Source organism: Stenotrophomonas sp. TWI1149 (genome assembly GCF_039673155.1).
GTDB classification, from domain to species: domain Bacteria; phylum Pseudomonadota; class Gammaproteobacteria; order Xanthomonadales; family Xanthomonadaceae; genus Stenotrophomonas; species Stenotrophomonas maltophilia_AA.
Genome location: NZ_JBDJLB010000006.1, coordinates 111,262 through 122,622, shown reverse-complemented (window position 1 = coordinate 122,622; position 11,361 = coordinate 111,262). Strand labels below are relative to the sequence as shown.

Genomic DNA, 11,361 nt, shown 5'->3' with positions numbered 1-11,361 from the left:
CTCTGGAACGCGCATGAAGCTGGTCTCTGCCTGGTTGCGGATCCCCTTCTGGCAACGGGTCCTCGGCGGCTTCGTCCTCGGCGCACTGGCCGGCTGGCTGCTCGGGCCGGCCGCTGAAACCTGGTTCGGGCCCCTGGGCGACCTCTACGTCACCCTGATCAAGATGATCGCGGTGCCGCTGGTGTTCTTCGCCGTGATCAACGCCATTTCCTCGCTGCACGGGCAGAAGTCCGTGGCGGCCCTGGGCGGGCGCACCTTCCTGTGGTTCATCATCACCGCCGCGCTGGCGGTCTGCGTGGGCCTGGCCGTCGGCACCGTCATGCAGCCCGGCAGCGGCGCGCTCAGCCTGAGCATGGACCACAGCTACACCCCGCGCGAAGTGCCCAGCGTGATCAAGGTGCTGATGGATGTCGTGCCCTCCAACGTGTTCTACGCGTTGACCGGCATCGGCACCCGTATCAATGCCGCCGGTGAAACCGTCCTCGCCGCGGGCCGTGGCTCGATCCTGCCGGTGATCTTCTTCGCCGGCCTGCTCGGCTTTGCCATGGTCAAGCTGGGCGACAAGGTCAGCGAAGCACGCAAGCTGACCGGGCAGATGAGCGAGATCATGATCCAGGTGACCCGCTTCGTGCTGGAGATCACTCCACTGGGCACCTTCGGCCTGATCGCCGGCCTGGTCGGCAGCTACGGCTTCGAGAAACTGCTGCCGCTCGGCAACTTCGTCCTCGCCCTGTACATCGCCTGCGCCGTGCACATCGTGGTGGTCTACGGCAGCCTGCTGCTCATGCATGGCCTGAACCCGCTGAAATTCTTCCGCGGCGCCGCACCCGGCATGCAGGTCGCCTTCGTCAGCTCCTCCAGCTTCGCCGCGATGCCTGCCGCGATGCGCTCGATCACCCACAACCTCGGCGTCAACAAGGACTATGCCTCCTTCGCCGTTCCCTTGGGCGCCAGCATCAAGATGGACGGCTGCGGCGCGATCTATCCCGCCCTGTGCGCGGTCTTCATCGCCCAGTACACCGGCGTCCCGCTCACCCCCGAGCAGTACATCGTCGTACTGATCGCCTCGGTGCTGGGCAGCTTCGGCACCGCCGGCGTCCCCGGCACCGCCGTGGTCATGGCGACCGTCGTCCTCAGCGCCGCCAATCTCCCGCTGGAAACCATCGGCTACCTCTACGCCATCGACCGCATCCTCGACATGATGCGCACGATGACGAACGTCACCGGCCAGATGCTGGTCCCGGTCATCGTCGCCAAGGAAACCGGCCTGCTCGACCGCGCGGTCTACGACAACCCATCGACCAACCTCGGCGTGGATGAAGGCGAAGAACGAACGTCCTGATGCAGGCACCAACGCAGCACCCAAAGACCGGCGAGAGCCGGTCTTTTTTTTCCGCTTGGGGTCGCCGCGAGCGTTACGCCCCGAAGCGACCGGCAGGCCCCTCGGCAAATGTCCCCCGGCCGCCGCCTGGCGGCGACGGCCTCCTCCTTGATTTTGCCCAGGAGCCTACCGGCCGCTTCGGGGCTCGTGCGCGGTGCTAGGCGTACTGCAAACCTGTGCTTGCTGAGGGGGGGCGCCAGTGGCTGGACACGATGGGCCTCGCTGCGCTTGTGGGCGAAATCAAGGAGGAGGGGACGGCCGCAGGCCGGTACCGGGGGACATTCGCCGACAAGCGTAGCGAGGCCCAGCGCTCGACACACCGGCCGCCCCGCCAATGAACAGTTGAAGCGTTGCGCGCGCCAGGCAACCACCCTGAATCCGCACCGTAAACCCCTGTATCACCCGGTGTAACACCCGTGATACACCCGCACCGCGCCTACCTGTCAGCGCCACGTGATCACCGCACCAACCCATTCATCCGCTCCAACGCCAACGCCCCTGTAACAGCAATGTTGCGTGCGGATAACACGAACGCACAGAAACCCCGCAAACACAGGCGTTCCGAACTTGGCACGAATGCTGCTCCATCCCTCCGCATGTCATCGGAGGTCGCCATGGACAGCGTTGCCGCATACCGCATACGACACACCACACTCTGGCTGCTCGCCGCCGCACTCATCCTGCCGGCCGCCGCCCACGCCTCCGGCGCGCGCCAGGGCGTCAAAGCCCAGCCCGGCGAAATCGTCCTCCTGCGTGACGTCTCCGCACGTCCCGCCTACCGCCCCGCACCGCCGGGCATGGCCCTCATCGCCGATCCCTCACCGCGGCGCGAAGTCGGCCAGGCCCTGGGTACCTCCACCGGCATGGACGAACTCAGCGACGACGACTACGCCTCGCTCGGCTCCAATACCGGGGCCGGCATTCCCCGCGGGGCCACCACGATCGAACGCGTCACCGGCCACACCGTCAACAGCACCCTGGGCAAAGCCACCGACAGCGGCATGCTCTCCAGCGGCCAGTTCAGCAACACCATCGGCGGGCCCATGGGCGCGGTCGGCAACGCCACGCGCGGCATCGGCGACCAGGTCCGCGGCGCACTCGCGCAGTTCCCGCTGGGCCAGCCTGCCGGTGGGCCGGGCAAATGAACACCGTCCTGCGCGCCAGCCTGCTCAGCTGCCTGCTGCTCGCTCCGCTGGCCGTGCATGCCCAGCAGAGCAACGACTACGCCGCGATGCTCTCCTACCTCAACCAGAGCCGCATCGACGGGCGCACGCTGGCCGGCGCCGATGGCGCCATCACCGTCAACATGGCCGCCGGTGATCTCAACCAGCAGGCCAACCTGATGGGCATCGCCAACGGCCGCAATGCCCACATCACCGTGGACGCGCGCCAGCAGCAGTCCAACAACGTCAGCCTCAGCGACACCGCCATGGACGCCAGCGCCACGCTCGGTGGCCAGGCACTCAATGGCGCCCGAGGCGTGGCATCGATCAACCAGGCCAGCGGCAACGGCAACGCGACGCTCAACGTCGTCACCGCCACGCTGGCGCAACAGGGCATACGCGAAACGAACGACGAGGCCTTGGCCGCGTCGGGCGCGCTCGCGTCAGCAGGGGGGCAGGGGGCCGTCAACAGCGGTCGGTCGGCCGGAACTCGCAGGGTGGCGGTCGAAGCCTCCGCGCTGCAGGGATTCGACGGCGTCCTGCAACTCAATCAGATCGCGGGATCCGGCAACGCCACCGCAAACCAACTGAGCATCTCGGTGCAGTCCACCCCGTGAGTAGTCACATCCACCCGATTGTCTGTGATGAGAGAGAGGGCACCATGAACACCAACATGAAACGGACCGTACTGGCCATCGCCGTTGCCGCCGCATCCGCCTCCGCCGGCGCCAATGGCTGGGGCAATGACCGCGACAACCAGAACCAGAGCGCCAACATCAACCACCTGCACAACGTGGCTGAAACGCGCACCAACACCAACACCGATACCAACACCGAAACCAATACGAACACCAACACCGATTCGCGTACCTGGAACCGGACCTGGAACAACACCCGCAACAACAACAGCACCACCAACACCACCATCAACGACAACGTGACGAGCAACACCAACGTCACCAGCAACCGCGACGTGACCAGCAATCGCAACGTCACCGAGAACGTCAACAAGACCAGCAGCATCCAGGCCGACGAACGCCAGGAAAAGAACAACCACGGTGTTGACGTCAACATCGAAAAAGACCTGCGCCTGAGCTCGGACATCCGCTTCTCGGGTGATCCGGAAATCACCGGCTCGATCGATATCGATTCGGCCGCCATCGCCGTCATCGACAACCGCCAGTCCGTCACCAACAACCTGGCTGGCAACAGCCTGGTGACCAACAGCGCCTCGATCGCCGACGACGTCGGTGCCGATGCCTCCGGCAACCTGGGCTTCAACGTCGCCGCCGGTGACAACAACGCGCAGGACAACGCTGCTTCGCTGTCCGCGGCGGACGCGTCCTTCAGCTTCGGCATGGCCGATGCGGAAGTCTTCGTCAACCAGTTCGGCGGTGGCAACACCACCCTCAACTCCGGCGTAACCAACGCCGCGGGCCTGGGTGGCAATGCCTTCAGCGGCGCGTCCGGCAACATCGGCGCCAACGTCGCCTCCGGCAACAACAACGAGCAGAAGAATGCGCTCGCTGCGTCGGTGGCCACCAGCGCCTATGCGACCTCGAGCATCAGCTCCAACCAGGTGTCCTCCGGCAACACCGTCAGCAACGCCGGCTACCTGCAGTCGATGACCGACACCGTGGACGTGAACCTCAGTGGTCGCGTTGCCGGTGCGACGTTGGCCGTGGGTGCAGGCCGTTACAGCGGCTCGGGTAGTGCCTACCAGAAAGACAACTACTACCTGGATACCTGGAGCGGCGCGCTGGACCATCCGAGCGGCAGCGAAACCGGTCATATCGACATGGATAGCGATATCCAGAATGCCACCGCCAACCCGAATCGTCCGGGCGTGGGCGGCATTGCGTTCGACACCGATGAGCGCGGCACCAGCCAGTTCGTTGAACTGGGCGTGGCCGACCTCTACGCGAGCCTGAGCGGCACCGTGTCCACCACCCGCTGGGTGAACGTGGATGCGACCAATACCGCGGCGTTGTCCGGCAGTGCGTTCTCCGGCGCCTCCGGCAACATCGGGGTGAACGTGGCCTCCGGTACCGGCAACCTGCAGGCCAACAGTCTGGCCCTGGCGGTTGCGCAGCCCTCCACCGGCGGCGGTGGTGGCGGCGGTCCGGAACAGTAAGTCTGTCCGTTTTCGCAAGCAGTACGCGTTGAGCGCAACAAACCCGGTCATCCGCCAATGACCGGGCTCCCCGGGAGCCCCTGTCCCTTCTCCCCCTTGGGGCAGGGGCTCCTTCCTGAGCCGGAGTACACGATGTCCACCCGAATGCGCACCTGGATGCTGGCCTGGGCACTGTCGATGCTGATGATGCCGATGGGTCTCGTGCGTGCCGGCGATGTCGGCTTCAGTGGCGTGCTGCCCAACGGGGCGGTGCTCACCCAGCGCGTGGAAAGCATGCAGGAACGGCGCTTCCGCAACGTGGTGAGGCAACACACCGATTACAGCTGTGGCGCGGCTGCGCTGGCCACGATCCTGCGCTACGCCTACCACCTGGAGGCGGATGAGGGCACGGTGATCGAAGGGATGATGGGGGTTTCGGATCCACAACTGGTCCACCAGCGCGGTTTCTCGCTGCTGGACATCAAGCGTTACGTCGAATCGATGGGCATGCGCGGCCGCGGCTACCGCGTCAACGAAGAGCGCCTGCGCTCACTGCGCGTGCCCGGGCTGGTGCTGATGGATGTGCGGGGCTTCCGCCATTTCGTGGTCCTCAAACAGGTCCGTGGCGATGTGGTGGATGTAGCCGACCCGATCCTGGGCAACCGCAGCATTCCCGTCAGCGAATTTCTCCAGGCGTGGCCGTCGCGCGCCGTGTTTGTCGTGATCGGCAGTGACTTCGATCGCAACACGGTACTGCTGCAGCCCGGTGAACGGCCGAGTGCCCGTTCGCTGTATGCCAGGCAGGGACCGATCACCGATGCCGAACTGGTCGACTTCGGATTCACCCATGCCGATCTGTTTTAAGGAGGCACCATGAACATCGCAACCTGGACGCCCGGCATCGTGTTGCTCGCGCTGCTGGGCATCGCGCCGGCGCACGCCGACGACAGCCGGCCCGGCAAGGGATTGAGCGAGATCCCCGATCCGGAATTGAACCTCATGCGTGGCCGCTACACCGTCGGTGGCAACACCGTGGCGTGGTTCGGCGTCACCATGGTCTCGCAGTGGCAGACCGCCGGCGGGCAGTCGGCGCAGAGCGCGCTGAAGCTGGGCATGGACTTCAGCCACGGCGGCAGCACACCGAAGATCAGCTTCGCACCAAGCGTGAGCGTGACCGCCGCCGATGCGCCGCTGCCGGTGACACCCGGGCGCAGCGTGGAGTCCAGCGGGCTGCAGAACGTGGCCGGCCTGAGCCAGAGCATCCAGGTCGCCGGTGACGGCAACCTGGCCAGCAACGCCACCCAGTTGACCGTACGCGAAGGCACCGCACCCACGCCCACCGGCGAAGGCGCGCACCTGGCCAGCGTGCAGCAGGGCGGTGTCAGTGCGTTGGCACAACTGGAAGGCAACACCGCCAGGGTGCAGCTGCAGATCGAGGGTGTCGGTGCGGTCCAGCAGTGGATCCGCAACGGCAGCGTCGGCCAGAGCATCGCGCTGGGCAGTGATGGACAGTCGGTCACCAACCGGCTGCAGATCGACCTCGTGAGGCAGTCGCTGGCCAACAACGTTCCGCTCAACCAGAACGTGGCGCAGGCGATGACGCTGGTACGCGGGGTAGGCATGGGGCCGGGCCAGTGATCCATCGGCACGGCAGGGGGAGCGTCAACACAACGGTGGGCCAAGGCAATGCACACGATGATCCGCGCAACACCGCTGGCGCTGGCGGCGCTGGCACTCATGGCGGCTGCGTCCGCCCATGCACAGGCGCAGCAACCTGCGCCGAATGACGCGGCCGACGTCAAGGCGCCGAATGACGCGGCCGACGTCAAGGCGCTGATGGCGCAGCTGGAAAGTCTCAAGGCCAACTACGCGCAGGAAGTACGACGCCTGCGCGAACTGGACATGCAGGTGCAGGCCATGCAGGCACGACTGACCGGCAAGACCGCACCGGTCGCCGGTGCCGAACCTTCACCCCAACAGGCACTGCCGGCCGGCACGCCCGCGGCACCGGCCAGCGCCGACGGCTATGCCAGCTCGGCGGCCGAAGCGCAGCAGGCGAAGCAGGAATCGCGGCGCAGCGTGGACGACGTCAAGCAGCAGCAGGCCGCGCTCTTCAGCCGCCGCTTCACGCTGGAAAACAGCCTCTCCTACGCCCGCTATGACCGCAAGCAGCTCAGCCTCAACGGCTTCCTGGCGCTGGATGCGATCTTCCTGGGCAACATCGCCATCGAGAATGTCGAGTCGGACACGTTGACCTACAACCTGGCCGCGCGCTGGGGCGTCAGCCCACGCCTGACCTTGAACCTGGACGTCCCCTATCTGGCGCGCAAGACCGTGTTCCAGAAGGGCGGCGCCGGCGGTTCGGCCGCGGCGATCGCGCAGGAAGAAACCACCGGCAACGGCATCGGCGATGTGGGCGTGAGCGCCAACTACCGGCTGTTCGCCGAACGTGGGCGGTTGCCGGAAACCGTGCTGACCGTGGGCGCGACCGCACCGACCGGGCGTGCACCGTACGGGCTGGACTGGAAGGTGCTCGAGCGCGACGACGATGACTTCATCCGCTTCGCCGTGCCCGAGCAGCAACCCACCGGCAACGGGGTGTGGCAGGCCAACGTCGGCCTGTCGGCGGTGAAGACCGCCGATCCGGCGATCCTGTTCGCCAACATCGGCTACATCCATTCCTTCCCGCGCAGTTTCGACGACATCGACGCCAACCCGGACACCACCAACCCGGGCGACGTGAAGCTCGGCGGCTCGTACTACTTCGGTGCCGGCGTGGCCTTCGCGTTCAACGAGCGCACCAGCCTGAGCATCTCCTTCAGCGACAAGCTGAGCGCGCGCGCCTCCACCCGCTACAAGAATGGCCAGTGGCTCAAGGTGATCGGCAGCGATGCCAACGCGGGCACGCTCAACCTGGGCATCACCTATGCCCTCAACCAGAAGACCACCCTGGTGAGCCTGCTCGGCATCGGCCTGACCCCGGACGCACCGGACTTCACCCTGGCCTTCAAGGTGCCGTACAGCTTGTGAGCGCGACTGCTCACACGCTGTACGGTCGGCGTCAGCGCAGTTCGGGCAGCGCGAGCTGGTGCTTGCGGCACAGCCGGTAGACCGTCACCCGCGAGACCTGCATGTGGCGGGCGCAGGCGGTGATGTTGAAATCGCTCTGGCGCAGCGCATGCAGCAGGGTCTCGCGTTCGGCGACCTGCTTTGCCCCCTGCAGGCCACGCTCGGCGGTGGGCAGCAGCGGTTGGCTCAGCTCCAGGTCGGCCGCGCTGATGAGCTCGGCATCGCTGACGATCGCCGCACGCTGCACCCGGTTGAGCAGCTCGCGCACATTGCCCGGCCAGGCGAAGCATTCCAGCGCCTGGATCGCCTCGGCGGTGAAGCCGCGCGCACGGGTGACGTGCCGGTGCCGGAAGCTGGCGAGGAAGTGGTGGGCCAGCAGCGCGATGTCGCTGCCGCGCTCGCGCAGGGTCGGAAGGGGCAGGCGCAGCACATTGAGCCGGTAGAACAGGTCGCGACGGAAGTGGCCCTGTTCGACCGCCTTCTCAAGGTCCACGTGGGTGGCGGCGAGCACGCGCACGTCCACCTTCAGCGGCCGATTGCTGCCGATGCGCTCGACCGTCCCCTCCTGCAGCACGCGCAGCAGGTTGGTCTGCGCATCCAGCGGCAGGTCGCCGATTTCGTCGAGGAACACGGTGCCGCCACTGGCCGATTCGAACAGGCCCAGGCGCCGCGTGGCCGCACCGGTGAAGGCGCCGCGCTCGTGGCCGAACAGCTCGGACTGCACCAGCGCGGCCGGGATGGCGCCGCAGTTCACCGCCAGGAACGGGCGCGCGTGGCGTGCCGACAGCGCATGCAGCGCCTGGGCAGCCAGCTCCTTGCCGGTGCCGGTTTCGCCGGTGATCAGCACCGGCAGGTCCACCGGCGCGTACTTGCGGATCGCCGCGCGGGTCACCTGCAGCACGGCGCTGTCGCCGATCAGGGACTGCGGGCCATGTTTGGCGGGCAGCGGGTCCGCGCCCGCCAGTTGCTGCAGCCGCTGCACGACCCGCGGCAGGTCGATCGGCGCGGTGTAAGTATCCACGCAGGCAGCGAGCAGCGCGTCCAGCACCGGCGAGGCGCGCAGGGGGGCGGCCGGCAACAGGGCCAGCAGGCTCATGTGGCGGTGGTCGACCAGCAACTGCTGGAGATGGGCCAGGTTGGCCGGGACCGCGGTGCGCAGGTCCAGCAGGCCCACGATCTGGTCGCTGCCGCGCATGCCGATGCCGGCGCACTGTTCGGGGGCCACGCCGCGGACCTGCCAACCGGCCGCAGCGAGGGTCGCCCGTTCAAGCGTGAGGGGGTGCCCAAACCAGATCACACACCGGGCAGGAAAATCGGGGACAGCCGCCATGCGTCACCTTGTCGACGAGGATCGCGGGCGGTGTCTGCTGCCTGATCGGTTGCCACGGACGTGCCGCCCCACGTCCGGGTCCGTCCCCCGCCACGGTGCACAAGCGCCGGGCGCGTCGCCGGCCGGGAAAACGGCGGTGACAGAGAAGGGAACGCGGGTTGGGCCGGTCAGCGGCCAGTGCCGGTCGCCCGACGAAAAAGGCCGCTGCAGGGCAGCGGCCTTCGATCGGGCGGTTCAGCAGGGCGCGTCAGAGGTCGACGCGGCGGGCCTGCATGAACTTGCCGCCCCAGTAGCCGCTGACCAGGCTGTCGACGCGGACGTCCTTGCCGGTGCTCGGGGCATGCAGGAAGCGGCCTTCGCCGACATAGATGCCGACATGGTCGACCCGGCCCTTGCGGCCGAAGAACACCAGGTCGCCGGCCGCCAGCGCGTTGCGGTCATTGATCAGTTCGGCAGCGCCGTCATGGGCCATCTCGCGGGAAACGCGCGGCAGTTCGACGCCCAGCGCGGTCCGGAACACATAGCCGACCAGGCCACTGCAGTCGAAACCGCTGTCCGGCGAGGTGCCGCCCCAGCGGTACGGCGTGCCGAGCAGGGTCATCGCACGGCGCAGCAGGGACTGGACCTTGCCGTTGTCGGCGGCGTCGCCGACCACGGCAGTGGCGCCGGTGCTGGCGTCGTAATTGGCGAGCAGGCGGCTCAGATCGCCGGCGAACATCGCCGAGCGGTCCATGAGCGGGATGGTGTCGTTGGCCGCCAGGTGCGGAAGCAGGGCGGCGAGGGTGGCGCTGGCAGCGGCATCGGCCTTGCTGCGGGCCGGCGCATCAGCCTTGGGCTTGGCCGGCGCGGAAGAATCAGGGGTGACAGTGACGGGGGATGCAGCAACCTCGGGAGCGGTCGTCGGTGCGGACTGCGCCCAGGCCGGAAGGCTGGCCAGGCAGAGTGCTGCAGCGAGGAAAGCAGGTCGGGCGCGTCGCCGGGTTGCGGCGGTCTGGCCTTTGCACGTCAGGTCGTCTGTCGTCACGCGGCGGTCACTGAATAAAAACGATGGGTGATGATGCCGTGTAAGCGCAGTGATTAGGTACAAATTTCGTTAATTTTTCGTTTACAACTACGTGACTTCGGTCACAAATTTGGACGTTACCCCTGTTCAGCTTAGTTAAGGACGCGTTTCGCTCCCGTGTAGTGGTCTTTCCAATAGGGGCCGCCGAGCGAGTCCAGCCGCACCGTGCCGCCGGTGCTGGGGGCGTGCACGAAGCGGCCTTCCCCGACATAGATGCCGACATGGAAGACGTTGCCCTTGTTGCCGAAAAACACCAGATCGCCGGGCGCCAGGCGTTTGGGATCTATCTTCGGCCCCTGCACGGCGGCCAGATCGCGCGAGGTGCGCGGCAGGCGCAGGTCGAGCATCTCGCGGTACACGTACGCGACCAGCCCGCTGCAGTCGAAACCGGATTCGGGGGTGTTGCCGCCGTAGCGGTAGGGCGTGCCGACCAGGCCGATCGCGCGCATCAGCACGGCGTTGGCGGCCTGCGGATCGTTCGGGGCCACGCTGGGCCAGACCTGGGTCGAGGCGGGCGGCGGGGCCGGGCGGGTGGTCTTGCCGCCGCCGCAGGCGCTCAGCAGGGCGATGATCGCCAGCAGGGCCAGCTGGCCGGGCAGGCGGGTCAGGCGCGAAACTGGCGTCATGTGCATGTTGTCCGGATAATGCGCGACCTTAGAAGGCCGTCATGATGGCGGCGTATCCGGCAGGCCACAACCCGCCTCACCCGTCTGCCCTCGGCAGTCTCCAGACCAGAGTTGCGCATGAAGATCGAAAAAGACCGCGTCGTCCGTTTCCATTACACCGTCGCCGAGCAGGGCCAGGAGCCGATCGAGAGCTCCAAGGACCGTGATCCGCTGGCGATCCTGATCGGCCACGGCAACATCATCCCGGGCCTGGAAAACGCCATGATGGACAAGGAAGCCGGTGCCACCTTCGAAGTGGACGTCAAGGCGACCGACGCCTACGGCGAGCGCCGCGAAGGCCTGACCCAGCGCGTGCCCAAGAAGCACTTCGGCACCAGCAAGCTGGTCCCGGGCCAGCAGGTCGTGCTGCAGACCAACTTCGGCCCGCGTGCGGTCACCGTCGAGAAGGTCGGCATGAGCGTGGTCGACGTCGACCTGAACCATCCGATGGCCGGCAAGGACCTGCACTTCAACGTCGAGATCGTTGACGTCCGCGAAGCCAGCAAGGAAGAAATCGAGCACGGCCACGTGCACGGCGACGGCGGCCACCAGCACTGAGTGCGGTGACCCTTCGTTG

11 protein-coding genes are annotated in these 11,361 nt (G+C 66.9%); 8 read left to right on the top strand and 3 right to left on the bottom strand.

From position 1 onward, the window contains the following. Window positions 1-13 precede the first annotated feature (13 nt). From ABE424_RS08805 to ABE424_RS08775, 7 genes are all read left to right on the top strand, one after another. The gene (locus ABE424_RS08805; protein WP_176989255.1) at window positions 14-1,342 is read left to right on the top strand and encodes a dicarboxylate/amino acid:cation symporter; all 1,329 of its coding nucleotides are present in this window, start codon (window positions 14-16) and stop codon (window positions 1,340-1,342) included. 653 nt (window positions 1,343-1,995) lie between these two features. Beyond that, complete coding sequence (locus ABE424_RS08800) at window positions 1,996-2,526, top strand: hypothetical protein (protein ID WP_346491890.1); 531 nt, start codon at window positions 1,996-1,998, stop codon at window positions 2,524-2,526. Further along, window positions 2,523-3,161 carry a hypothetical protein gene (locus tag ABE424_RS08795; protein ID WP_346478735.1) on the top strand — a complete coding sequence of 213 codons (639 nt, stop codon included), beginning with the start codon at window positions 2,523-2,525 and terminating at the stop codon, window positions 3,159-3,161. Before ABE424_RS08800 ends, ABE424_RS08795 begins: the two co-directional genes overlap by 4 nt. Before the next feature lie 56 nt (window positions 3,162-3,217). Further along, complete coding sequence (locus ABE424_RS08790; protein WP_346491891.1) at window positions 3,218-4,678, top strand: adhesin; 1,461 nt, start codon at window positions 3,218-3,220, stop codon at window positions 4,676-4,678. A gap of 156 nt (window positions 4,679-4,834) precedes the next feature. Beyond that, a complete protein-coding gene (locus ABE424_RS08785; RefSeq protein ID WP_176989521.1) occupies window positions 4,835-5,521 on the top strand; it encodes a C39 family peptidase in 687 nt (228 codons plus the stop codon). Between the two features lie 9 nt (window positions 5,522-5,530). Beyond that, window positions 5,531-6,295: a hypothetical protein gene (locus ABE424_RS08780; RefSeq protein WP_346490111.1), complete on the top strand. Its 765-nt coding sequence runs from the start codon at window positions 5,531-5,533 to the stop codon at window positions 6,293-6,295. A gap of 48 nt (window positions 6,296-6,343) precedes the next feature. Then, window positions 6,344-7,687: a hypothetical protein gene (locus ABE424_RS08775; RefSeq protein WP_346491892.1), complete on the top strand. Its 1,344-nt coding sequence runs from the start codon at window positions 6,344-6,346 to the stop codon at window positions 7,685-7,687. Window positions 7,688-7,718: 31 nt separating this feature from the next. On the opposite strand, the gene ABE424_RS08770 is transcribed toward ABE424_RS08775, so the two are convergent. From ABE424_RS08770 to ABE424_RS08760, 3 genes are all read right to left on the bottom strand, one after another. Then, window positions 7,719-9,056 carry a sigma-54 dependent transcriptional regulator gene (locus tag ABE424_RS08770; protein WP_346491893.1) on the bottom strand — a complete coding sequence of 446 codons (1,338 nt, stop codon included), beginning with the start codon at window positions 9,054-9,056 and terminating at the stop codon, window positions 7,719-7,721. A gap of 247 nt (window positions 9,057-9,303) precedes the next feature. After that, complete coding sequence (locus ABE424_RS08765) at window positions 9,304-10,065, bottom strand: C40 family peptidase (protein ID WP_346478758.1); 762 nt, start codon at window positions 10,063-10,065, stop codon at window positions 9,304-9,306. A gap of 146 nt (window positions 10,066-10,211) precedes the next feature. Further along, entirely contained in the window at window positions 10,212-10,751 is a 540-nt protein-coding gene (locus ABE424_RS08760; protein WP_346491894.1) for a C40 family peptidase, read from the bottom strand. Between the two features lie 111 nt (window positions 10,752-10,862). Between ABE424_RS08760 and ABE424_RS08755 the strand changes: the two genes are divergently transcribed. Continuing rightward, a complete protein-coding gene (locus tag ABE424_RS08755) occupies window positions 10,863-11,342 on the top strand; it encodes a peptidylprolyl isomerase (RefSeq protein ID WP_088433264.1) in 480 nt (159 codons plus the stop codon). The last annotated feature ends 19 nt before the right edge of the window (window positions 11,343-11,361 follow it).

Bases quoted from the DNA above. Each gene is read 5' to 3' on its own strand.
- ABE424_RS08795 (WP_346478735.1), top strand. From the start codon at position 2,523: ATGAACACCGTCCTGCGCGCCAGCCTGCTCAGCTGCCTGCTGCTCGCT.
- ABE424_RS08780 (WP_346490111.1), top strand. From the start codon at position 5,531: ATGAACATCGCAACCTGGACGCCCGGCATCGTGTTGCTCGCGCTGCTG.
- ABE424_RS08790 (WP_346491891.1), top strand. From the start codon at position 3,218: ATGAAACGGACCGTACTGGCCATCGCCGTTGCCGCCGCATCCGCCTCC.
- ABE424_RS08800 (WP_346491890.1), top strand. From the start codon at position 1,996: ATGGACAGCGTTGCCGCATACCGCATACGACACACCACACTCTGGCTG.
- ABE424_RS08770 (WP_346491893.1), bottom strand. From the start codon at position 9,056: ATGGCGGCTGTCCCCGATTTTCCTGCCCGGTGTGTGATCTGGTTTGGG.
- ABE424_RS08755 (WP_088433264.1), top strand. From the start codon at position 10,863: ATGAAGATCGAAAAAGACCGCGTCGTCCGTTTCCATTACACCGTCGCC.
- ABE424_RS08785 (WP_176989521.1), top strand. From the start codon at position 4,835: ATGCTGGCCTGGGCACTGTCGATGCTGATGATGCCGATGGGTCTCGTG.
- ABE424_RS08760 (WP_346491894.1), bottom strand. From the start codon at position 10,751: ATGCACATGACGCCAGTTTCGCGCCTGACCCGCCTGCCCGGCCAGCTG.
- ABE424_RS08775 (WP_346491892.1), top strand. From the start codon at position 6,344: ATGCACACGATGATCCGCGCAACACCGCTGGCGCTGGCGGCGCTGGCA.
- ABE424_RS08805 (WP_176989255.1), top strand. From the start codon at position 14: ATGAAGCTGGTCTCTGCCTGGTTGCGGATCCCCTTCTGGCAACGGGTC.